Raw genomic sequence first — 23,740 nt, forward strand, 5'->3', positions numbered from 1 at the left:
GGCTAGTTCGCGCTGAGTTGGGTGAGGACGTAGTTTTCCGGATTCACCCAGTTGCCGCCGGCGAGAACACCGTAGTGAAGGTGGGTTCCGGTCGAACGCCCGGAATTGCCCACGGTGGCGATGACATCGCCTCTCGACACCTTCTGACCGTCGCTCACCTTGAGCGTCCGGCAGTGCGCGTAGAACGTCCTGATGCCGCCGCCGTGGTCGATCTCGACGCACCGACCCCAGTCGCTCTTCCAGCCGGCGAAGGTGACACGTCCGGCTGCGGTCGCTTCGACCGGCGTCCCGGGCGGCGCGACGATGTCCAAGCCGGGATGCAGGGTCCGCGCGCCGGTGAACGGGTCGGGCCGGTAACCATACCCTGACGCAACCCAGCCCTGCACCGGCCAGATGGAAGGCACGTTCTGGAGGCGCGCTTCCTGTTGCTTCACCGCGCCCTCGATGTCGGCCAGCGACTGCTGCTCGAACCGCACCCGCCGCAGCATTGCGTCAACCTGCGGCGCCGGGGTGGTTGGCACGCTTCCGCCGATGCCCATCAATCGGATGTCGCCGGGGATCAGCGGCAGATTCACCGACGCCCTCAACACGTTGTCCATCTGCTCGGTTTTGACGACGAACTGGCGGAACGTGTCCATCGCTGCGGCATAGGCGGCAACCTGTGCCTTGAGGCTGGTGTTCTCGCGGGCGAGACGTCCGGCTCGGCCGCTGTCGGTCAGGCTCGACACGGCGAACGACCCGAGGAGCGACCCACAAACGAGGAGCGCCACCACCCCGGCGATACCGAGGTAGATGGCGTGAGCGGGAACGGACAGGTTCAGAAACCTGTTGCGACGCTTCAGGGCAACCAGAACCTGGAGACGTTCCACGCTGGCTAGTCTAGCCGGATGAGGGTCGGAGTCAAGAAAGCCAGCCGAAGTCAGATGTCAGATACCAGAAGTCAGAATGCAGAAGTGCCGACACTGGGAACTGCAAACTGGTCACTGGTCACTCGCGGCGAAGCCGCGGCTACCGATGTATGATAAACTTGTCCCGGAAAGAGGCCGAAGAAGACTGGGAGCCGGAGGCTGACACCTCGGTCGCCTCGGCATCCAGCTTGTAGAGATATACACCGTTAGCCAGCGGCACACCGTCTTTGTCCAGTCCGTCCCATTGAATCTGGTTGTAGTCAAACCCGCAGGGAATCGGCTGCAGGACGCGAACCAGCCGACCGGCAATCGTGTATATCCTGACCGACACCAACGCGGCGCGGCTCAGGTTGAACGTGAACTTGGCGGCGCCGGTGGTCGGGCTGGGATAGACCAGGCAGTTGGTCAGCTTTAGCGTATTGCTGGAGTCCGAGTTGAGCAGCACCGTCACGCGCGTGCGGTTCCGTGCCGGGTTGTTCGGGTCCACCATGTTGTCCGACGCAGTCACCATCAGCGAGTCGAGCGCGTTCTGCATCGTGAGCGGGTAGGTGAACCGGCCGCTGGTGGTCGAGTTGTCGTCGTAGCGGAAGTAGCTGGAGAGCGGTGTGGTCGTACCTTCCATCTTCATGCTCAACGCGACGTCCTGGACTGCGGGGTCCGTGCCCGGGACGACCGGCACGATCAAGATGCCTGAGGCATCGCTGAGGCGCCCGATCAGGTTGAAGCTGCTGGGAACGCGGTTAGTGTCGCCCGGCACCAACCTGATGTTGTCCGCGTAGAGACCCACTTGCGGCGGCTGGTTATCCGTGGTAGTGACCGCAGTATCGAGCGGAATTGAGTCGTGCTCGAAGGACAGGCCGATTGTACCGGCGTAGCTCAGCAGGCTCACGCGGCCCGTGCTGGGCAGACGAGCGTACCACCCGTTGGCGACATAGGTCGTTTCCGGGTAAGGAATCCTCGGCACGATGAAAGACCCGACGATCTTGCTTGAGTCGAACGTGCCCGCCGCGCGGTGGATTTCGTATCCAGGCAGGTTATAGTTCACTGACCAAGTTTCGCCATCCGTGAATGTCGAGTGATAATAGCGGTGCCACGTCGCTTCGTGCGCGGAGACCTCGTACGAACCCTTCCGGTGGACGCTGTCGGCCGCCTGAAAAGTGTTCCTGCCGCCCGGATAGAAGGTGTCGGGCCGGACATCGGGGCCAGTGGCGCTGCGCGGCATCCTGAGCACGGTCGCCGGGTCGCCAAACAGGTGATACAGCGTGTTCTCCTGGGTGTAGGCCTGAAAGAACGCCGGTCCGATCGGGTCATCCGGATAATTCCGGACACGCTGGAACATCAGTCTGGCCAGCTCTTCGTTAGTGCCGGACGATGTCGCCTTGGTCGCGCCGACACCGGCAATCGTCCCGCCGTCTCTCCGTACCAGTTCCTCGGCGATTGCCTCGTAGCGCGTGTCCTCGAACCGCCCGACACCGCATGAGCCGTAGAATGCGAGCGGACTGCGCGAGCCGTTGTTCACCAGCGGCACGGTATTCGTGATGTGCAGCGCCTGCTCGTGGCAGAGCTGGAACCCGGCACCGTGACCGAAGAAGCAGAAGAGCAGCGCGCCGGCGTTGAGCTGCCGGATGAACTCAGCGCTGGCCTCGGCCTTCAGATTGGTGCTGGTCAACGGGTACTCGGTCAGGTAGACCTTCACCGGATCGAGCAGACCGGCGGCGCGTTGCGCCTCGGCTTCGCAGCTGGGGATGTGATCATCACGGAGCGGGTCCGGCCGGTCGTAGCTGCCCTCGATCTCGTCGTCACCCAGCAGCAGATACCGCTTCGCCCAGTACCCGAGCGGCTGCGTCTCGTAGCGTTTGATCCGGTCGAGGAACTGCCGGAACTCGACCGCGCTCCTGACTGTGACCCGGCCGAGTATCAGGTCCGGTGCAGAACCACTCCCGTCAATGTCGGCGTACCACGCATCGAGCGCATAGGCAGCATCGCCGTACACCTCCGGGTCAATGTCGTACCCGATTTCACGTGGAGGTAACACCGGGCTGGTGCGCAGCAACAGCCTGTTCCGGTAGTCGTATGTCCCATCGCCGGCAAGTAACACATAGGCCGGACGCTTCGCCTGCAGCAGGTGCTTTATCGCGCCCGGCTCCGCGATGCCGAACGCGTACTCGTCATACACGTCGGACAGCTTCGCGATGCCCACGCGCGCGTTCGGTATTCCAGCAACGTTCCCTTCGCGATACCGGGCAAACAGCTTCGCGGATTGGTAGAACTCGTCGGGGCAGACGATGTAATAATCCGCATCGCCTGCGGTCCGGAGGTTGCCGGGAGTCCGGCGCACCACCTGCGGTGCGAACAGGCCCGAAGGCAGCGCGCACCACAGTCGCCTGAAGCCACCGGCGCTGAGCCGCAGGCCGCGGCGGCTTCCGGCGACATCAGTATTAGTGATACGGTTCGGACTGAACGGGTTGGTCACGTCCAGGATGAGGGCGTCGCCGGACGCGCCATCGATTCCGAACTGGGCTCCGCTGCCCTCCGCCGCGAGGAACTCAAGCTGCGGGTTGGACGAGGTGACTGCCAGCTTCTCGGAATACCCGACTTCGAGATAGTCCAGGTAGACCTCGGCCGCGTCATCGCCGTACAGCTCGATAGACAGCGTGTCAGACTGTCCCGCGCGCGCGGCTGCCGCTGCCGGCAGGCTGTCAATATAGAAGTCGACGGCCGGCGGCGTGCTGGGCGCCTCGGCAACTCTGAGCGAGTCGACCAGCAGGCCATTCAGATAGATCCGGGCATTGGCATGGGCGCCGGCAGAAGCGCTGTTGCCGTAGAATCGGCCCCTGAGCCAGCGAATGGTGTCACGTTGCGGTATCGCAAGCTGGATTGGGACGGTCGTATCCAGACCCTCGGTCTTGACGATGTCCTTCCACAACCAGAGCAGGCCGGAACGGGCCGGGCACAGGCTGTCCAGTTCGAGCCGGGCGTGCTCGTACGCGTCCGTCTGAGGGCTGGTTGCGCCCGCGCCCGAAACGCTGTCCATGCGGCGGCCGTTCTCGCCGCCCCACGTCAGCCACCAGCAGTTGGTGTCCGTGAACACGTTTGTGCGCCAGAGCGTGTCGTTCGTGCGCCAGGACGTATCATTGACCTGCCAGTACGAAGGCGATTCGGCGTAGAATGCCAGGTACTCGCCCTTGTCGAACTTCGTGTCGCCGTTGTCCTTCACATATACCGGGACCTCGACCATTGTGTCCGGGTATGGGCCGTTGATTGTGTACGGGCCGATGGAGTAGAGCTTCATCGTCGCCGGCGCGATTGACTCGGGGTGGAACCCGGCCGCCTGCAAGTCAGCCGGGTTGATGCGGTATATGCCCGTGCTTTCGGTCTTAATCCGGCACCAGACGTTCGACCGTGTGAAGAAGTTGACGGAATCCTGCGTCGGCAGGTCCAGCTTCCAGTGAATGGCGTCAGCGCCGTTCACGAGCATGGGGCTGATGACGCCGTCCAGCGCGTCCGGCCGGTCAACCGCAACCGCGGCATTGTCGAACGAAAGAGCCACACGTACCCTGTGGTGCATCCGGAGCGTGCCGGAGGCCGCATCATACTGGGCCGGGTTGACCTTTATCCTGGCAAACCGTACCCCGCGCAGCGTTTCGATGCTCAGGATCTCGGCGGTGGCCGTGGGCCACAGCCCGTTGCGCGCCTGCAAGTTGTATCCGGTCTCCTGCTTCCGCTCCGAAAACCCGACGGCCGGCCTGACCTGCACGTGCGCCGACGTCTCGTCACCTTCCGTCGCAACGCTGAGCCTCACGTTCCCGGACTGCGGTATTCCGACAAAGACTGTGCGGCTCGGCAGGTCCGGTTCGCCGGGCTTGGCTGACCGCTCAAAGCCCGGAGCCGAAACCGCCACCCCCGTCGCAGTGTTGGCCATGCCGAAGCTGTCGGCAGTAAATTCCAATTCCACGCCGCGTGTGCTGGAACTCAGAACCTGCACCGCCTGCGCCTGTGCGCTGCTCAGCGACCTCGAGCCGCTGCTCGTCTCGCCCGCCTTCCGGACGGCGGGCGCACTCGACATTGCTTTGGGATTGGCGGTTGGCGACTGGCGATTGGCGACTGGCGAAAATGCTGCCGCTGTCAGAATCGATGTGAGGAATACAAAGAGAACTGAACGGACACGTCGGGCGGTGTTAGTCATACCACAGAGATGTTATGCCATGCTCCTCCCATAGTCAAACTCAAACCCATGCACTACGCCAGACGCATTATGCTCGATGCTGGACGAATGCCGCTCCGGGCCAGGAATCTGCGCCATCTGCGTAATCTGCGGTTATGTCCTCTCCGCCTCCGCACTTCTGAAATCTAGCATCTAGCTTCTGACTTCTAACTTCGCCCGATCCTATAGAACCATCCCGACCACCGCTCCGCCCAGCACCAGCCACACCGGCTCAACCTTGACGAAGAGCAGCAGGCAAAGCGCAACCACCGCAAGGCCCGCATGAACCGGTCCGTGAATCGCGCTCCGGCCCACAAACACCGTGGCCGAGAGCAACATCCCGGTCACTGCCGGCATCACGCCGGAGAGAAATCCGCGGACGAGCGGATTAGATGATATGCGACGGTAGACGTGAATCAAGCCCCAGAGCATGAGAGACGACGGCAGGAAAGTGCCGAGAGCCGCTATCAACGCACCCCAGAGACCCAGCACCTTGTACCCGATGAACGCCGCCGTAATCGCCACCGGCCCGGGTGTAATCTGTCCCAGCGCCACGCCGTCGATGAACTCCCGCATCGACAGCCAGTGATGCACCTCCACAACCTCATGCTGCAGGAAAGGAATAGCCGCAAACCCGCCGCCAAAGATGACAGTGCCGACCTTCAGAAAGACATAGCTAAGCCCGACCGCCTTCTGCCACGCCGTCGGTCCCGCGGCAACCGCCACAGTGGCAAACAGGATTGCAGGGATCCACGGCGCGAACGCCATTCGCCTCCCGCCCTTCGCCTTTCGCTGTCCCCCGTTTTGCCTTTTGGCTTTTGGTTCTTGGCCTTCTTCCTTCTCCTCCCCTCCCTCGTCACTTCTAGCTTCTAGCCTCTCGCTTCTAGCCTCTGCCTTCGTCCTGTTCAGCAGTACTCCCAGCACTCCGCACCCCACCACCACCAGCAGCACGTCGGCCTTGGAGAAAAGCGCAGCCGCAGCGATGACGCCGATTACTACCGCCTGCCAGGTCTTGATGTTAGCCTTACCTATCGACCACGTCGCCCATGCGAGGATTCCTACGACCACCGGCTGAACGCCGCCGAACAGCTTCGTCACCAACGGCACGCTGCCGAACCGGAAATAGAGGAAACTAAGCCCGCACATCAGGACGAAACATGGCGCCAGCAGCGCGATGACCGCCACAACCATGCCTTTCAACCCGCGCAACTCGTAGCCGATGTACTCGGCATAGTTGGAGACAAACGGCCCGGGCAGCATCTGTCCCATCGCCACCGCGACGCTCAGTTCCGCGTCGTCAACCCACTGCCGCTTCTCTACCACTTCCTGCCGCAGCAGCGCAAGCATCCCGACCCCGCCGCCGAACCCGACTGTCCCAACCTTCGCAAACACCCGCGCGATTTCGCGCAGGCTCACGCGGTTCAGCTCAAGACCGCCGTCGGTCGCTGCCATGCGGCTATTCTAGTCCTGTGCCTGCAGTCTTCAAGCCGCGCGGGTTGACAGCGCGGCAAAGCTGTGGCAATCTGGCACGCAGGATATGCAATACGCGCTCTACGTTCTATTGGGCATCGGCCTTGCCGCAGCCTGTGGGTTTCGGGTCTTCGTGCCGTTCCTCGTAATCAGCATCGCTGCCTTGGCCGGGCACCTTAGACTCGCGCCCGACTTTGCCTGGCTCGGCTCGTGGCCCGCGCTCATCATCTTCGGGGTCGCAACCTTACTCGAAATCGTCGCCTATTACGTGCCCTGGCTCGACCACCTGCTCGATATCGCGGCGACGCCTGTCGCAATCGTCGCCGGCATCGTTGTCACGGCTTCGGTCGTAACAGGGATGAGCCCGGTGTTACGCTGGTCCCTTGCGGCAATCGCCGGAGGCGGAGTAGCCGCCGCGATCCAGCTTGCCACGGTCGCTCTGCGCCGGGCGTCGACCTACGCGACTGCCGGGCTGGCGCACCCGCTCGCGGCCACGCTCGAAACCGGCGGCTCAGTCGGGATGTCGATTCTGAGCCTGCTCCTGCCGTTCGTCGCCGGCTTGCTGGCAATCATTCTCATCCTCATCGCGACCCACTGGCTTCTCCGCCACCGCGCCCGGGCCTGAACCTAAACCTCTCTGGAATGCGGGATCAACAGCGCCCCGCAGCACCACAAATGGGGACGCTACCCATTTTCCGCCTCTCCGTGACTAAGTTGCTGACTTAGATAGCGTTAGGCCGTGAGAACGACTGGAAATGAGGCCTCCGGAGTCGCCCTGGGAACCGTTCCGGGAACGGTTCGGGGGGTGGTTCGGATGGGGACTTGCAGATAGACCTCCGTGGCGATTCTGCGGGTGGTTTCGGACGCGAGACGGAGTGCGACTTTCCGGGCGAATTGCGAAGGCACGGCCAAGGCGATTGCCGGACTGAATCGGACTGGCGCTTGCCGGCTGATTCTCATAGCCACTGCCGGCGTGGTGTGCGGAGCGACTCGCAAGACGGTTCGCAGAGCGGCTCTCAGGGTGACTTCGGCGGCGAGTTGCGGAGTCTGGCGAAAGGCGGGGACAGTCCCACAGAGCAACGCACGACTCGGCGCGGGACAGCGCCATCTGCCGACTCCGGGCCGCGGGCCGAGATGTGGACAAGCAGAAGCGGCAGCCTATACTCAGGGCAAGTGAATCCCGTTCTGGAAGACATCTATCGCACGGGCAAGTGCGTTGACCTCATGGGCAAGGAGCGCAAGGTGACCGGCGCGGTGCCGCGCGAGGACGCGCTCATCCTGCAGGAGATGGTCAAGTTCGTGAAGGCGAAGACGACGCTTGAGACCGGTGTGGCGTTCGGCCTTTCCACTCTCGCCATCTGCGAAGCGCTGACGGAAGGAAAGACGGCCGCAGATTGCGCAGAATCGGGGACAGTCCGCGGCGAAAACTGGGGACAGTCACATGGAGCGTGTGGCTTCGCCACCGTAGGAACGAACGACGCGCTGGACAGTCCCCGTTTTCGCCCCAAGCACTACGGCGTGGACCCGGAGCAGAATACGGTTCATGGCGGTGCTGCCCTTGCCAGTCTGAAGCGGGCCGGGCTGGACTCAGTCTTCGAGTTGCTGGAGGGGCCTTCGCACTTGATGTTGCCGAAGCTGCTTGAGAAGGGTGTTGTGCTCGACCTCGGCTTCATCGACGGCTGGCACACGTTCGACTACACCCTGCTCGACTTCTTCTACATTGACAAGATGCTTCGGCCCGGCGGCGTCGTGCTGCTCCACGACCAGTCGTGGCCGTCTAAGCAGAAGGTAATCAAGTTCATCACGACACATCGGCGGTACAAGGAACTACCGGTACGCTCAAGCACGAAGACCGGCTTCTTCAAATGGCTGCGCCGGGTCGTCACTGCCAAGTGGCACTGGCTGCGCGGAGCGCCGTTCGGAGTTGTCGTGTCTGCCCTGGCCAACCGGCCGGAGATCGCTGCTTTCGTGAAGCTCGAATCGTTCGAGCCCGACCACCGCTTCTTCCGCAACTTCTGACCTGACCCGACTCAACCACAAAGGCACAAAGACACGAAGCTGATGTCCGGAACTCAGGGCCTTTGCTTGGTGCCTTGGTGTCTTCGTGGTTAATTCCTTTCCCGGTTCTTGCATGCGCCTGAGCCGATTGGTATATTAGCTTGATGAGAGTCCTCGTTACCGGCGGGGCCGGCTACATCGGCAGCGTGACGACCAAGGTGCTGCTTGAAGCCGGTCATCATGTCACGGTGTTCGACAATCTCTCGCGCGGCCACCGCGCCGCTGTCACGGCCCCTGCGCGGCTGGTTGTCGGCGACGTCGGCGACCGCGTGGCGCTGGACCGCGTCTTTGCGGAGGCGCAGCCCGAATGTGTGATGCACTTTGCCGCGCTCTCGCAGGTCGGCGAGTCAGTCCGGAAGCCGGACCTTTACTTTGAGAACAACGTCGCCTTCGGCACGAACCTGCTGAGCGCCGCCGGCCGCGCGGGTGTGAAGCGGTTCGTCTTCTCCTCGAGCGCGGCGGTCTACGGCGCGCCCGAACGGACGCCGATCACCGAAGGAGACGCGCTTCGGCCCGTCAACCCGTATGGCAGCACGAAGATGGTCTTCGAATCCCTGCTTGAGGAGTACGGCAAGGCGTACGGAATGCACCACGCCGCGCTCCGCTACTTCAACGTGGCCGGTGCATACTCGGGCCTCGGGGAGGACCACCGACCGGAGACGCACCTTGTTCCCGACATTCTGCACAGCGCGCTCCACGCGGGCAAGACGTTCGAGCTGTTCGGCGACGACTATCCAACCCGGGACGGCACCAACATCCGCGATTACATCCACGTCCACGACCTCGCGCGCGCCCACCTACTGGCGATGGCAGCCATCGAGGACCGGAGCGTCGTCTACAACCTCGGTAGCGAGAACGGCTATTCGAACCTCGAGGTCTTCGCAGCCGCCGAGAGAGCCATTGGCCGCAAGCTACCATTAAAGGTCGGGCCGCGCCGCCCCGGCGACCCGCCTGTCCTCATCGCGTCGTCGGACAAGATACGCCGCGAGTTGGGCTGGAGGCCGGAGAAGAACCTCGAACAGATGATTGCCGATGCGTGGGAATGGCACCGGCAACACCCACAAGGATACGAGGAGTAGGTGAATGACCAAGTACCAATTCCCAATTACGAATTGGAGGCAGGCATGAAGAGAATCGGAATTGCCGGCGCGACCGGGCTCGTGGGCGAGACGCTGCTGCGCATACTTGAATCCGGTCCGCACGAGATTGAAGACCTGCGGCTTTTCGCCTCGGCCAGGAGCGCGGGCACCAGGCTGAAGTTCCGTGACCGGGAGTACGAGGTAAGAGAGGTCGACCCGGACGGGTTCAAGGGCCTTGACGTCGCCTTCTTCTGCCTTGAGGCCGACCTGGCCAGGAAGCTCGTGCCGCAGGTCGCGAAGCACTGCCCGGTCATCGACAAGTCGAGCGAGTTCCGGCTGAAGGCCACCGTGCCGCTGGTCGTGCCCGAGGTCAACCCCGACTCGCTAAGGGGGCATGAAAACATCATCGGCAATCCGAACTGCACGACCATCCCGCTGGTGGTTGCGGTCAACCCGCTGCACAAGGAGTTCGGACTTGAGGGAATCTGGCTCGCATCGTATCAGTCGGTTTCCGGTGCCGGCAAGGCCGCGGCCGAACAGCTTCAGTATGAGACCGAGTTCGTCGCCCTCAAGCAGAAACCCGACGCCAAGGACAGCCCGCTCGGCCCGCAGATCGCGGATAACATCGTCCCGCAGATTGCCGACTTCGACTCGCACGGCAATACCGGCGAGGAGACAAAGACAATCAAGGAAACGGCCAAGATCCTCGGCCTGCCCGGCCTGAAGGTGAACTCGACCTGCGTGCGCGTTCCGGTCTCCGTCGGACATTCGCTGGCGGTGACGTGCCGGTTCAGCCAGGAAGTGAAGCACAAGGAAGCCACGCGCGTTCTCAAGTCTGCGCCAGGCGTCGTTCTGCGCTCGGGTCACGACTACACAACGCCGGCCGAATGTCGCGGCAACGACTCCGTCTTCGTGAGCCGAGTTCGCCAGGGCGCTGAGCCGGAGGAAATCAACATGTGGGTGGTCACCGACAACCTGCGCAAGGGCGCGGCCACCAACGCTGTGCAGATAGCGGAGCTACTGGAGAAGTGAGCAGAGAGGAGTGAGGAGGGAGGAGTCGAGATGAGGACATTGGCGTTGCTGTCGGTGCTGGCACTAGCAGGGCTTGCCCAGTCCGGCGCCTGGTTCGACCAACCGTGGCTCGTGGGCAAGCCGGGGGCCCTCGTGGAACGAAGAACGACAAACGACGAACGAGAAACGAGGATTGGCCCGGCTGCGGAGTCACTCCATTCGTACAACGTACGCCACTACCGGTTGGACATCAACCTGCCGATGACCAACCAGTCATACGTCGCGCACGAGGCGCTTTCCATCCGCAGCGACGTGCCGACGGTACTTGTCTGCACGCTTAACTTCGTGAACCTCGTCTGCGACTCGGCGAAGCGTCTCGGCGTACCGCTCAATTTCACGACGCCTGCGGGCCTGCTCGCGGTCGAACTGGACAATCCGCTTCCCCTCGGCGACTCCACTGTCCTCGACATCTTCTACCACCGCGATTCCGCCACCGCCGACACCGGCTACTACTTCGCCAAGCCGCCAACCGTCACCCACGCGTACTGTATGACCTGCACCGCGCCCGAACTGGCCCGCTACTGGATGCCGTGCTATGATGAACCCAGCGACAAGGCCGAACGAGGCGTCGACTTGAACCTCACCGTGCCCGATTCGTTCCAGACCTGCGCCAACGGCCTGCTCGACTCGGCAAAGGCCGACACCGCCAGACACACGAAGACCTGGTTCTGGCACCATCCCCACAGCATCGCGACCTACCTCATCGTCTTCTCCGCCTCGCGGTTCGCTACCTGGCAGCAGAACATCCTCTTGCAGACCGGGGATACTCTGCCGTCCAAGTACTTCATCTGGCCCGAGGACTCGAGTGCCTCCGTGACGAACTTCGGCAAGGTCCCCGACATGATGACCTACTTCTCGGACTCAACCCGGTTCGGACCGTACCCCTTTGAGAAGTACGGCATGGTCCCGGGCTACTACGGATTCCCGTGGGGCGGCATGGAGAACCAGACCATGACGATGATCCACACCCAATGGCTGCGCAGCGGCGACCCGGTGGGCATGGCCCACGAGATGTCTCACATGTGGTGGGGCGACATGGTCACCTGCGTGGACTTTGCGAACGTCTGGCTCAACGAAGGGTTCGCGACCTGGGCCGAGTGCCTCTACGATGGCCACATGAACAGCCGCTCCCAGTTCAACTCCTACATCGTGTCCAAGGCGACCGACTACTTCAACCAGCACCGCAGCCGCGACTTCCCGATTTACAACCCGGCTCCGGCCGACGTCTACAACAGCGGCGTCATCTATTCGAAGGGTTCATGGGTGCTGCGCATGCTGCAGTTCGTCGAGGGTGACACGGCATGGCAGAGCCCCGGCGTCATGTTCCAGGCCCTGCGCGCCTACGGGGACAGCTTCAAGTACGGCACCGCCTCGACCGCGGACTTCGAGCGCATCAACGAGCACTTCTACGGGCAGAGCCTTGCCAGGTTCTTCAACGAATGGGTCTACGACCGCGGCTATCCGAAGTACACCATCACCTGGGACAAACAGCTGGTCGGCCCCTACTGGCATGTCATCGCCAGGCTGGCCCAGCACAACGACACCAACTCGGCCCGGCTGTTCCATATGCCGTACCCGGTACGCCTCAACTGCGCGGGTGAGAGCGTGATGTACACCTTCTATCCGCAGGACACCGTGGCGGTCCATACCTTCGTGCTGACAGCGCAGCCGCTGAGCATCACGCCCGACCCTGACAACTGGGTCCTCGACAGTTGCCACGTGGCGACCGGCATCGAGGAAATGCCGAATGACGAAGTGCGAATGATGAATGTCGGACCAACCATAGTTCACGGCGTTCTGAGATTGGCGAATGGCGAACGGCGAATGGCGACTAGCGAGCTGCTGGACATCGCAGGGCGGAAGGTGCTGGACCTGAGACCCGGCCCGAATGACGTCTCCGGGCTCGCGCCCGGAATCTACTTCGTGCGCTCTGCCGGCACGGGGCTGCCGGCGCGTGTTGTCATTGCCCGTTGACAACACGGACGACGGGCGTAGACTGACATTCCAGGAGGTTCTATGTATCGACTCGCGTTGTTCGCGTTGGCCTGTCTGCTGCTCGTCAACTGCAGCGTTGTGTACGTGAAAGCCCCGCCGGGCAAGACCGTCACGCTGATGTCGAACGAACCGGCAACGGTCAAGATAACGCTCCGGCAGTGGTCCTTCTTGTGGGGACTCATCCCGCTGAACAGCGTTAACACCGCTGCCTGGGTCAGCATGGCCAATCTGGGTCAGTTGCGCGTCAAGAGCTATTATACCTGGTACGAGTGGCTGTGGAACATCCCGCTCTTCGCCGTGGTCGGACTGCACTCGAATACCGTCCTGCTGGAGGGCAACCCGCCGCCGCCGGAGCAGAAATAGAACCGTCCACCACCCCATGGCGTCTAACGGCTGCGTGGTCCTGACCGTATTGCCCTCTTGTCGACCTAAGATCACTCACAAAGGAGAAACTTGATGCGTACGTTGACCCTTTTGGCAGTCCTTGCCACGGTCGTTCTCATAGGCTGTGCCCCAAAACCGAGTTCCAGTGCGGCCCCGCAGCCACCGGTCAAGACTGAGGCCCAGTCACAGCCGCAGACACCGCCGTCGGCTCAAGCCCAGGCCCAGACACCGGCCGCTCCGCCGGCTCAGCCTCAAGCCGCCACCCAGGCTCAGCCGAAGGCAGTTGCTCAGACCCAGGCGAGTACCGACCTTCCCAAACTCTGGGATTTCTGGGCAACGTGGTGCCCGCCATGCAGGCAACTGAAGCCGACCATCGAGGCCATGGAGACCGAGTACGCTGGTAAAGTAGAGATCAAGTCGATTGACGTGGACCAGAACAAGGACCTCGCCCAGAAGTTCAACGTCCAGGCGATACCCACACTGGTCTTCCTCGACGCCAAGGGCAACGAACTCTCCCGCAGCGTCGGCCTCGTACCGAAGGACACCATCGTGAACCGCTTCAAGGCCCACGGCTTCATCCAGTAGTTACTGAAGGCGTTTCTTTGGAGTGCGGGAGCGAAAGCTCCCGCTTTTCCTGTCAGAGCGGTTCTCTACCGGCGCATTATGGCGACGAGCAGATAGACGCCGATGGCGGCCGCTCCGAGGAAAGCCGCGATGCCGATGACGGGCACGAGGGACTTGAGCGCGGTCGGCGCCGCCACCACGAGCAGCGACGCGCCGATGATTATCGCCGCCAGCACGATGGCCGCGGCAAGCTGGTTGTTGGAACGGCTCAGGTTGCGGGCCACCTGGCGCAGCTCCTCGTGGTCGATCTGGAGCTTGATCTCGCCTTTCTTCAGCCAGCCGCTTATCTGGCGCAGGTCGGCGGGCAGGTCGCGAGCGAGCGATTCGAAGTCGGCCTCGTACCGACGCAGGTCCTTGAACCAGCCCAGCGGTCCGAACCGGCGCCATGCCAGCCGTTCGAGGAACGGTTTCATCTCCTCCACGAAGTTGAAATCCGGGTCGATGAGCAGGCCGAGCCCTTCGACCGTGGCGAGGCCGCGTACGACCATCGCGAGCCCGGCCGGGACCGCAATACGGTGCCGGCGGATGACGGCGAGCAGTTCGCGCAATACCCGGCCGAACGAGAGTTCGCGCAGACTCGCGCCGTAGTACCGGTCGAGCAGGTCCTTGATGTCGGTGTGCAGAGCGGATTCTTCGACCTGCGCGGTCTTGGAGCCCACTTTGAGCACCAGCCGCAACAAACGGTTGCTGTCCTGCCGGTAGGCGGCAAGCAGCACGTCTACGAGCAGGTCGCGCGTGTCGTCGTCGATGCGGCTGAACATACCGTAATCGATCACGCCCAGCCTGCCGTCGGACATCACGACGAGGTTGCCGGGGTGCGGGTCGGACTGGAAGAACCCGTGCTCAAATATCATCCTCATATACACGCTGGCGCCGGACTGCCCGAGTTTGTGCCGGTCGACGCCCGCCTGCCGGAGTCCGGCCGCGTCGGTTGCCTTCACGCCCGTGAAGAGCTCCAGCACGAGCAACCGACGCGTGGTGTAGTCCCAGTAGACCTTCGGTATTGCCACCCTCTTGTCGTCGGCAAAGTTGCGGCGGCAGATGTCGGCGTTCTGGCCTTCGTGGACGAAATCGAGTTCGAGCCTGATGCTCCGGTCGAACTCGGCGACAAGGCCAACTGGGTCATGGACAGCGAGGTCGGGCTGATGCCGCTCGATGAACCTGGCGACCGACGCGAGGATGGCGAGGTCGCCGTCAATCATCGCCGCGATGCCCGGCCGCTGGACCTTGACCGCGACCTCCTCGCCGGTCTTGAGCTTCGCGCGGTGGACCTGCGAAAGGGACGCAGCCGCGAGCGGCGCGCGGTCGAACTCAGCGAAGATATCGGCGGGTAGACGGCACGCCTCCGTGGCGATGACGCGCTCTACTTCCTCGTACGAGATACCCGGGACGTTATCCTGCAGTTTCGTCAGCGCCTTCAGGTAGTCGGGAGGCAGGATGTCGGGTCGGGTGGAAAGCATCTGTCCGAGCTTGATGAACGTGGGCCCGAGCTCTTCCAGCGCCTTGACCAGTCGCTCCGGCTCAGTGAGGACGGCCACGTCGGGCGAAGCTTTGTGCCCCAGTTTCAGCCGGCCTTCGAGCCCGAGCCGAGCCGCCAGCTCGGCGAGCCCGTAGCGCACCAGCACGGCACCGATGTGCCGCACGCGACTTAGCTGGCGTCGACCCTTCAGCCAACCAAACGGGTCGAAACTCGGCATCGGTGTGGGCTGCAGACAGGGCTCTTCCGGGTTCTCAGGCAAGATATCTCCTCATCTCAGTAGCTCGCATCTGATGATAGCCGGCTGGCTGAGCGGAGTCAAACGGCAGAGCCGCCGCAGGGATGAAGCCGGAAAGGCTGAATCGAGTTCGGCTGTGCAACCGCAGATGACGCAGATGGCCCGGAGTGGGATGGGAGATCCGCAGATTCTGAGGTTAGGGGCTGAGGAGGAATCTGAGGAGCGGAATTCGGAACCTTGGCGTTCTTGGTGGTTCAATCTCGGTCTCCGGTATTCGGATTTGACATCCGGGCCAGCCCGGCCTACCATGAACCGATGAACAAGACCTGGCGAGAGAAGCTGGCCGACGCCAAAGACCTGCCCAAGACGATGGTCATTCCATCTCCCGCAGAAGTAGACGAGGTGATGCGCCGAGTGCCGAAGGGCAAACTCGCGACCATCAACGAAATCCGTGCCTGCCTCGCAAAGAAGCACGGCACCGACATCGCCTGCCCGATGACGACCGGCATCTTCGCCTGGATTGCCGCACACGCGGCCGAAGAAGCGAAGGCCGAGGGCCGGACGGACATCACGCCTTACTGGCGCACGCTCAAGTCCGGCGGCGAGCTGAACCCCAAGTATCCCGGCGGCATCCCGGCCCTGAAGAAACTCCTTGCCGCTGAAGGCCACAAGGTTGTCAAGAAGGGCAGCAAGTTCCTCGTCGCCGGCTTCGAATCCAAGCTCGCCACGCTCTAGCCCGCACGGACCATCTGCCACTACAGATGAGCACAGGTCGCTGCTGCCAACGGGGCTCCCGCAACCTGACTCTGAAACGGACTGCGGTCTAGCGGTAGACTTCGCGGCGGTGACGTATACGCATTACCCTGACTTCGCGCACGTCGTCGTCTATCTCGTAGACAATACGGTAGTCCCCGACCCGGATGCGCCAGTCGCGGTGCGAACCGGTGAGTTTCCGGCAGCCATGCGGACGCGGGTTGTCGGCTAGGGATCGAAGCGCGCTCCCCACACGCCGGAAAACAGAAGAGTCGAGACGCCGCAGGCTGCGTTCAGCGGCGGATTCGAGAAGGACGACGTACACGGGGAGTCGACGGCTGCGCGTCGCGGGCGGTGAAGTCGGCGGCATCGTCCTGCGGACACCGGGCAAGGACGTCGGACAGGCTGCGGAACCGCAGCGGACGCTCACGCATCCGTCTCAGGGCTCGCAGGTCCTCCAAGTCCTCTGCCCGCTCAAGCAACTCCTCGTACTCGGCGATGTCGAGGATCACGGCCGCCGGTCTGCCGTCGCGATACACGAATTCTCGCTCTCGTGATGCCATACGGAATTGTGGCCTAAATGCCGGCGTAGTCAAGCCGCGCCCGTCGGCGCACCTGCTTCAACGACTTTGCCCACGCCGCGCGCGCGGGCCGCTGACCCAGCACTTCGGTCTTCAACCGCTCCATCCCTTTGTCCCTGGTCCCTCACTCGACCCCTCGAATCCTGGAATCCTAGACGCCTGACTTACCACTTCCGCCTTCCGGTCTCTGGGGTCCTCTTGTCCTTGATTCCTTGCCCACTAGACCCTCAAGCACACAGCTCAAAGCTACGATGAAGGCTCGTCAGAAAGCTCGTCTGGAAGCTCGCGAGAAAGTACCATAGAACGCTTACTCGAAGGCTTACTGCATCGCTTCGCGCATCGCTCATCTCAATGCTCGTCACATCGCTTCGCGCATCGCTCATCTCAAAGCTCAGCGCATTGCTTCTCACATGGCTCGCTACAAAGCTCAGTCGAAAGCTCGCGTCAAAGCTCTTCTGAAAGCTCAGTTCAAAGCTCATTTCAAGGCTTGTTTCAGGGCTTCTTCGAACGCTCCTTGGAAGGCTAGCCCCCAGGCGACCCCTATATGCGGCCTTTCCGCTAACCGACAGGACTTAACCGACTGAGAGTGATGAGTTTACGCCCTACCGGGAAGAATCACCAAACCCACAGTTCTTTTTGCTCTTTTCGGCCCGAAGTCAGTCCCGGCGGCCTGTAGCCCAAGAAGTATATAAACCTCGTGCCGCGGTTCGCCACACTGCACCCGGTTCATGACGAACCGCGCGACATGGCTGGCCGAGAATCGCGGAATCCCGCATTCTGATGTCTGACTCTGGCTTCGGCCGCTGGCTGTCGGCTGTCAGCCGGTAGCTGTCTTGCCCTCGTCCGCTTGACTTATGCCGCGTGTTATCTATCCTCACTTCTGCAATGGCCATACAATTGCCGAGGGATTTGGCTACCCGCGTTCAGGCCGTAGTCCGGCACTTAAGGTCCTTCGATTGAACACAGCTATCGGCCATGACAGGGATGGAATCGCCCGCCAATCCTCCATGATTGACCTGAACTGCGCTTGACCCAGCACGACCTGCGAATATCATCAGGGGCATGAAAGGACAGCAACCCCCTGCCGGAAACCAGCGGGCAGAGGACACTCAATTGAAGCAGGGAGAGTTCAGATTTGAGGTCGACAGCGGACTACTTCTTCAACTCGGAGAAGAACTGGTCAGCAAGCCTTGGGTGGCTTTGGCCGAGCTGGTAAAGAACTCGTACGACGCCGATTCCACGTACGCGATTGTCGAGTTTAAGAACGTCAAGAGACCAGGCGGCGAGATTACAATTGTCGACGAGGGCAGCGGCATACCATTCGACCGACTCCAGGAAACCTGGATGAGAATCGCCACGACCGACAAGAAACTCCACCCCGAGTCACCGCGATACAAACGCCCGCGGGCGGGTGCCAAGGGCATCGGCAGGTTCGCCGCGCGACGACTCGCGAACAAACTGGAACTGGTTTCCGTCGTGGACACGGGAGTAGGCCAACCCCGCGAGCAGACCACCATTCACTTCGACTGGGCCGCGTTCAAGCCCGGCATGGATGTGCAGTCCGTGCCGGTCGTCTACGAACGAACATCGGTGGAACCGAACGTGGCTACGGGGCTGACTCTCAAGATGACTGAAGCACGAGACGCGTGGACCGAAGATGCGATGAAGGAACTCCAGCGAGAAGTCCTTCGTGTTGTCAATCCTCTGTTTGGCCCGATCTCCACGCACGCCACGGGGCGTTTGGCGGATCCTGGATTCTCGGTTCAATTTGACGCACCTGAGTTTCCGAAGTTCGCTGGAGGCCTAGACGAGGAATTCCTGAAGATGGCGGTGGCGGTCCTAAGGGGAGAAGTCGATGCGGACGGGAAAGCTCGATTCCGCGTCACATTCCGACGTGGGCACGACGAAATCAAGGCCCAGGAATTCGCTTGGACTCCGCCAGGTCAGACGTACCCGGGAATAGCGCATGTGAACTTGGTGGCATACTACTTCGCATTCACATCTGATGAATACGAAGAAACTGCCTTCAGCCTACCAGAAGCGAGGCTGCTGGGTCGTGAGTACGGCGGCGTGAGCATCCGACTGGACCGTTTCCGCATAGCACCATACGGAACGAAAGGTGATGACTGGCTCCACCTAGACGAGGACAGAGCCAGAAGGTGGACCACTACCCCGGAAGAGCTCGAGGGGACCGTGGAAGGACTGGAGCGTCCGATGCTCCTATTGCCAGGAAACATGCAGCTGTTTGGGCAAGTTCAGCTTTTGCGCGAAAAGCATCCGCAGTTCAGGATAGCAGCAGACCGGGAAGGTCTGGTTGAGGATGCAGCGTTCGAGGAACTCAAGAAGTTTGTACGGCTTGGCATCGACTGGCTTACGGTCCAGTACGCCCGCCGAAGTGTAGCTCGTCGGGCTGTACGCCGTGTGCAGCGCCGCGTGAGAAGGCAGTCGCCCGCGCAGCTTCTGGAGACGACAAAGACGAGTCTTGTGACGCTAGGTGAGAAGATCGGCGTAGAAAAGACGCGCGAGGCTCTGCACCTATTGGATGCTGCCTCCGAGGCAATTGCCGAGGAGGAACAGGAACGGATCGGCGAGATACAGATGTTGCGCGTTTTGGCTTCCACCGGGACGATGATAAGCGTCATCGACCACCAGCTACTTGAGGTGCTGACCGGGCTGCGGGCCAAGTCAAACAGACTTGGCAGACTCGTTGAACACCTGCCGGGATCCTACAGACCTGAGCTTGAGAAGGAACTGACCGGGCTGGGCAAGTGGTTAGACGACGCTAGGCAGCTCGCCGACCTTCTCGGGATGATGGCCGGCAAGGAAGCACGGACAAAGCGCATCCCTCACAACATCAGGGAACTAGTGCGCGACTTCCTCGCGGCCTTTGAGTCATTCGCCAAGGAACACGGCGTCACGCTTGAGAATGGGGTTCCGTCTGAGCTGGTGTCACCGCCGATGTACAGGTGTGAACTCGGGGCGATTCTGTTGAACCTCCTGACGAACGCCCTGAAAGCAGTCTTGGACACCCAGCGGCGCGAAGTGTTCGTTTCGGCCAAGGATTCCCGCGGCAATTTGGTCCTTCGTGTCTCGGACACAGGCAAGGGAGCGGATCCCCACAAGTGGGTTGACTACTTCATGCCATTCGTCAGCGAGAGCGAGCCCAACATTGAACTCGGCACGGGAACCGGAATGGGGCTCACAATTGTACGCGACCTCGTGGAGCTCTACGGCGGAGAAGCCCGGTTCGTCGAACCAGACACTGGGTATAACACAGCAGTCGAAGCGAGGATCCCATATGAAGCATGATGCCCGTGACGAAACGCTGCGCGCCGTACTGATCGAGGACACGCCGCGCGAAATGGCTGACATACGTGAGACACTGGAAGGTATAGGAGGACTGACGGTCGTGGAGGTCGTCTACCGCGGCCCGGAGCTGACAGTCCGCGATGCGTTGAGCAAGAAGCCGCATGTGGTCCTTGTTGACTTCAGGCTCGTTAGACCCCCTAGAGGCCAGCACGTATTGCCGAGCCAAGGCAGCTCGTTGGCCGCTCTACTTAAGGAGAAGGACCGGATGCCGGATACGCCCGTGTTCTTGATCTCGCTCGGAAGACTGACGAAGGAAGAGCCGCTGATCCACATCCAAGCCACCCCGCGTTCTTTTGACGGCCTCCTAATCAAGGAGGACATTCACGGTGACCCCGACGGCACGGTCGCCAAGATATGTGCCGTTGTATCGGGCTATCGCCGGCTTGCCGCCAAGAGGATGCGTACGCGCCAAGGCCTCTTTGCTCTCTTGGGCGCGCGAGAGGCGGACTTCGACGTGCTGTTGAAGGCGGATCCTCCTCCTTCGCTCGTCGCCAACCGGTGGGATGTGACCGAAGGCGCACAGTGGGTTCGACATACGCTGATGGCCTACCCGGGCATCCTTTATGATGATTTGACAGCGGCTTGCTTCCTCGGACTGTCGCTGGGCTCATTTGGGTCAAGCAAAGTCGCCGAGTTCTTTGCTGAAGCTCGCTATGGCGGTCCGTTCTTCGAGGAGTCGAAACGTTGGTGGAAGTCGCTTCTCCTGAGGAAGGCGACAACGTACATGCTGGACGCAAAGGAACCTGGTCCCCCCATGGCGTTTGGACAACTGTGGCGGAGGAAGAACCGGGCTACTAAGCTCTCGCACTGCACTTCCTCCGGAGAGGAACCGGCGGACTGCGTCTGCTATGTGCTTCGCGAACCAGTCAGACGCGAGTACTCCCTGCCCTACCGACCCGATGCACGGCCTGCGATTATGGACGAGGCTCGCGTTTCCTACCGGGCCATCAGGGAGGCCCGCAAGGGGTTTGACCCTTCCCTGGTCGCGCCTGATGCAAGGTCACTGATCGACCACATCCGCAACAAGACGCAGTGAGCGGCTACACAAGCCCCCTCGTGCTTGCAGAGATCAAAGCGATACGAGAGCGATTGACAGAGTTGGAAGTCCTCGACAGCTCGGCCGGGCTAGTCCTGGATTCTATCGTCGCGCAGGTAGAAGTTAGTCGTAGTCCGAAGAAGTGGCATTTCACAATCCCCCAAGAGAGGCCACTTCGCTTCCGGAGAAGCACAACCTCCGACAGTAGAGACGTCAAGTTCGACACTACTGTCGATATCTCGGGGGTGTTCCCTGCCCCCAAGGAAGGAAGGCCAGCTGATGGGCACAGCGTGGTGGTCCGGATCTGGACGCCGGACGAGTCCGTCTGGTTTGTGGAAAGCCTTGACGCTAACTGCATTCATCGCGAGATCGACCCGGCCATGGGACGTGTGATGCACAGGTTCCACTTCGACGCCGCCAGTAGCGCTCGCGAGCCTTGGAGCCATTTTCACATTGGTGGGAGTAGGCGGGAAGGCAAGGAGCAATTCCGGTTCCCTGAAGATCAAACCTTGCCTAGGTTCTTCCATCACCCCATGGGGCTTATCCAGACATGCGAATTCGTGCTGTATCATTTCTTCCCGATGGTGCATGACAGCGTTGCAGAAGAGGACTCTTGGGCTATCGCTCTCAGGGCCTCTGAGGACGCCTACCTCGGGAAGTACTTGGAGCGGCTACATGAGCTGACCCGACAGGGCCGGGGTTCGGAGAGCTTCCACTCCTTCTGTTGCACAGCACCTTCGTGACAGCGGTTCGGCCCGGCTACATCAAGCGCCTCGGTAGGTACTACACGCCAGATGGGGTGGCCGCCGCGCTATGCCGGTGGGCTGTGAGGAGCAAGGTGGATACGGTTCTGGACCCCAGCTTCGGCGGTTGCGCGTTCTTGGAGGCCGCTGCCGAGCGGCTCGCAGCACTTGGTTCGCGCCGCCCGGTCGAGAACCTGCATGGCTTCGACAAAGACAGACGAGCGTTGACGTCGTTGACGCAGCTTATGAGAGGCCAGCCTGCAACCGGCAGGTTCCACGTCCCACGGGATTTCCTGGCAACGACCCCAGGCAGCGATGAGTGCCCTGTCGTCGACGTCGTCGTGGGCAACCCGCCATACGTTCGCCATCACCTATTGAAGGGGGCGCGCCGCATTGTTGCCCGTGACGCGGCCCTGTCGAGCGGGTGCGACCTGTCGGAGAAATCGAGCTACTGGGGCTACTTCGTGTTGCATGCTGTCCGCTGCCTCAAGCCGGGTGGCAGGTTGGCGTTCGTGTTGCCTATGTCACTGCTCACGACTGACTATGCCGACACGGTGCGAGCTGTGCTGTTCCAGGGATTCGGCAGGACCAGGGTCATCATCATGGACCAGAGGCTTTTTGAGGGAGCGGAAGAGCGGTCAGTCGTTGTCCTCGCCGATGGCTGGTCGAACGCCCATGAAGGCGTTTCGGTAGAACGCGCACGGGATGCTCATGCGCTGTCAGCCGCTGTATCCGAAGTCCCGGCTAAGTGGAACGGTCACGCCTTGCTCAACGACAGGAACGCGTGGCGTCGTGAGCTTGTCGCCGAGAACTCATCGCAACTGATGGAACAAGTCCGTTCCGACCCGCATGTACGCTCACTTGGTGACATTGCAGACATTTCGCTCGGCGTGGTTACCGGAGCCAACGACTACTTCGTCCGCCCTTCGAGCCACATGCGTGAGTTGAAGGCACGCCCCAGACAGAGACACAGGATTCTGTCCGGTGTCCGGGGCGTGGAAGGCCTTGTTGCCGATCGCAAGTCGTTTGAGGCGCTGCGGCGAAACGGCGAGCCATGCGAGCTTCTTCTGCTGAGGGAAGGCGATGAAAGGACAGGGGTCCGAGTCTACCTCCAATCGAAAGCGGCCCGGCGCGCGAAGACAGCCTACAAGTGCAAGGCACGCGAGCCCTGGTTTGTCCTTGGTCCGCAGGTTCCACCGGATGCGTTCCTGACCCCGCTTTCGGGACCATACCCCCGACTCATCCTGAATGGTTGGCGCCTGGACTGCACAAATACGCTCTACAGGATCAACTGGAAGCCGCCGATGACCACGACACAGGCGGAACTCGTAGCCTTGTCCGTCGTGAGCAGCCTTGGTTCGCTCAGCGCAGAGTTGGCTGGCCGGGTCTACGCGGGAGGAGCGCTGAAGTTGGAACCGCGCGACGCGCGCAAGGTCTCAGTTGTCGTGTCTGATGCGTCGGCTGAGGACGTGAGTCGTTGCTTTAGACAAGTGAGCAAGCTGCTCTCAACTGGCGACTGGGCACAGGCTCAGTCGGTGGCCGACGAACTGGTCCTGCGTGGGGTTCTTCGTGCGGGCAAGCGACTCGCCCAGCAGTTTCAGGAAGCCACGATGGCGCTTCGGACGCTCCGCCAAGCGAAGTGACACGTAACAGTGAAGTCCACCAGATTCCGTTCGTCCATCTGACACGCCCGCCCGCGAGGCCTACAATCCAGCCATGATCGAGCGCACCGAACCCCGCCGTGCCTTGA

Annotated in this window: 18 protein-coding genes; 12 read left to right on the forward strand and 6 right to left on the reverse strand. The window is 61.7% G+C overall.

Annotation, left to right across the window (positions count from 1 at the left end; genetic code table 11):
* Positions 1 to 2 precede the first annotated feature (2 nt).
* From VMH22_11115 to chrA, 3 genes are all read right to left on the reverse strand, one after another.
* Positions 3 to 869 (reverse strand): M23 family metallopeptidase, encoded by an 867-nt coding sequence (locus VMH22_11115; GenBank protein HTW92247.1) that lies wholly within the window; start codon positions 867 to 869, stop codon positions 3 to 5.
* A gap of 139 nt (positions 870 to 1,008) precedes the next feature.
* Positions 1,009 to 5,094 (reverse strand): C25 family cysteine peptidase, encoded by a 4,086-nt coding sequence (locus tag VMH22_11120; GenBank protein HTW92248.1) that lies wholly within the window; start codon positions 5,092 to 5,094, stop codon positions 1,009 to 1,011.
* 201 nt (positions 5,095 to 5,295) lie between these two features.
* On the reverse strand, positions 5,296 to 6,564 hold the full coding sequence (chrA, locus tag VMH22_11125; GenBank protein HTW92249.1) for a chromate efflux transporter: 1,269 nt from the start codon (positions 6,562 to 6,564) through the stop codon (positions 5,296 to 5,298).
* 85 nt (positions 6,565 to 6,649) lie between these two features.
* Between chrA and VMH22_11130 the strand changes: the two genes are divergently transcribed.
* From VMH22_11130 to VMH22_11160, 7 genes are all read left to right on the forward strand, one after another.
* On the forward strand, positions 6,650 to 7,207 hold the full coding sequence (locus tag VMH22_11130; GenBank protein HTW92250.1) for a DUF4126 domain-containing protein: 558 nt from the start codon (positions 6,650 to 6,652) through the stop codon (positions 7,205 to 7,207).
* A gap of 548 nt (positions 7,208 to 7,755) precedes the next feature.
* Positions 7,756 to 8,601 carry a class I SAM-dependent methyltransferase gene (locus VMH22_11135; GenBank protein ID HTW92251.1) on the forward strand — a complete coding sequence of 282 codons (846 nt, stop codon included), beginning with the start codon at positions 7,756 to 7,758 and terminating at the stop codon, positions 8,599 to 8,601.
* 143 nt (positions 8,602 to 8,744) lie between these two features.
* Positions 8,745 to 9,719: a UDP-glucose 4-epimerase GalE gene (gene galE, locus VMH22_11140; GenBank protein HTW92252.1), complete on the forward strand. Its 975-nt coding sequence runs from the start codon at positions 8,745 to 8,747 to the stop codon at positions 9,717 to 9,719.
* A gap of 45 nt (positions 9,720 to 9,764) precedes the next feature.
* Positions 9,765 to 10,751 (forward strand): aspartate-semialdehyde dehydrogenase, encoded by a 987-nt coding sequence (locus VMH22_11145; GenBank protein ID HTW92253.1) that lies wholly within the window; start codon positions 9,765 to 9,767, stop codon positions 10,749 to 10,751.
* Positions 10,752 to 10,781: 30 nt separating this feature from the next.
* Positions 10,782 to 12,764: a M1 family metallopeptidase gene (locus tag VMH22_11150; GenBank protein ID HTW92254.1), complete on the forward strand. Its 1,983-nt coding sequence runs from the start codon at positions 10,782 to 10,784 to the stop codon at positions 12,762 to 12,764.
* Between the two features lie 42 nt (positions 12,765 to 12,806).
* Positions 12,807 to 13,148: a hypothetical protein gene (locus tag VMH22_11155; protein ID HTW92255.1), complete on the forward strand. Its 342-nt coding sequence runs from the start codon at positions 12,807 to 12,809 to the stop codon at positions 13,146 to 13,148.
* 93 nt (positions 13,149 to 13,241) lie between these two features.
* Entirely contained in the window at positions 13,242 to 13,754 is a 513-nt protein-coding gene (locus tag VMH22_11160; protein HTW92256.1) for a thioredoxin domain-containing protein, read from the forward strand.
* Positions 13,755 to 13,819: 65 nt separating this feature from the next.
* Here the strand turns inward: VMH22_11160 and VMH22_11165 are convergent, their stop codons facing one another.
* On the reverse strand, positions 13,820 to 15,532 hold the full coding sequence (locus tag VMH22_11165; protein ID HTW92257.1) for an AarF/ABC1/UbiB kinase family protein: 1,713 nt from the start codon (positions 15,530 to 15,532) through the stop codon (positions 13,820 to 13,822).
* A gap of 291 nt (positions 15,533 to 15,823) precedes the next feature.
* Between VMH22_11165 and VMH22_11170 the strand changes: the two genes are divergently transcribed.
* The gene (locus tag VMH22_11170) at positions 15,824 to 16,243 is read left to right on the forward strand and encodes a hypothetical protein (GenBank protein HTW92258.1); all 420 of its coding nucleotides are present in this window, start codon (positions 15,824 to 15,826) and stop codon (positions 16,241 to 16,243) included.
* Between the two features lie 88 nt (positions 16,244 to 16,331).
* On the opposite strand, the gene VMH22_11175 is transcribed toward VMH22_11170, so the two are convergent.
* Both VMH22_11175 and VMH22_11180 read right to left on the reverse strand, forming a co-directional pair.
* Entirely contained in the window at positions 16,332 to 16,631 is a 300-nt protein-coding gene (locus VMH22_11175; protein HTW92259.1) for a type II toxin-antitoxin system RelE/ParE family toxin, read from the reverse strand.
* Entirely contained in the window at positions 16,555 to 16,824 is a 270-nt protein-coding gene (locus VMH22_11180) for a type II toxin-antitoxin system Phd/YefM family antitoxin (GenBank protein HTW92260.1), read from the reverse strand. The genes VMH22_11175 and VMH22_11180 overlap by 77 nt, the downstream gene beginning before the upstream one ends.
* Before the next feature lie 1,080 nt (positions 16,825 to 17,904).
* On the opposite strand from VMH22_11180, the gene VMH22_11185 reads away from it, so the two are divergent.
* Genes VMH22_11185 through VMH22_11200 form a run of 4 tightly spaced genes read left to right on the forward strand, consistent with a single transcriptional unit; the run spans position 17,905 to position 23,633 of the window.
* The gene (locus VMH22_11185; protein HTW92261.1) at positions 17,905 to 20,151 is read left to right on the forward strand and encodes a sensor histidine kinase; all 2,247 of its coding nucleotides are present in this window, start codon (positions 17,905 to 17,907) and stop codon (positions 20,149 to 20,151) included.
* Positions 20,141 to 21,247: a hypothetical protein gene (locus VMH22_11190; protein HTW92262.1), complete on the forward strand. Its 1,107-nt coding sequence runs from the start codon at positions 20,141 to 20,143 to the stop codon at positions 21,245 to 21,247. The genes VMH22_11185 and VMH22_11190 overlap by 11 nt, the downstream gene beginning before the upstream one ends.
* Positions 21,244 to 21,990, forward strand: coding sequence for a hypothetical protein (locus VMH22_11195; protein ID HTW92263.1), 747 nt, complete (start codon positions 21,244 to 21,246; stop codon positions 21,988 to 21,990). The genes VMH22_11190 and VMH22_11195 overlap by 4 nt, the downstream gene beginning before the upstream one ends.
* Positions 21,972 to 23,633, forward strand: coding sequence for an N-6 DNA methylase (locus VMH22_11200; GenBank protein HTW92264.1), 1,662 nt, complete (start codon positions 21,972 to 21,974; stop codon positions 23,631 to 23,633). Before VMH22_11195 ends, VMH22_11200 begins: the two co-directional genes overlap by 19 nt.
* The last annotated feature ends 107 nt before the right edge of the window (positions 23,634 to 23,740 follow it).

The organism is bacterium, assembly GCA_035505375.1.
Classification (GTDB): domain Bacteria; phylum Hydrothermota; class Tepidihabitantia; order Tepidihabitantales; family Tepidihabitantaceae; genus UBA2258.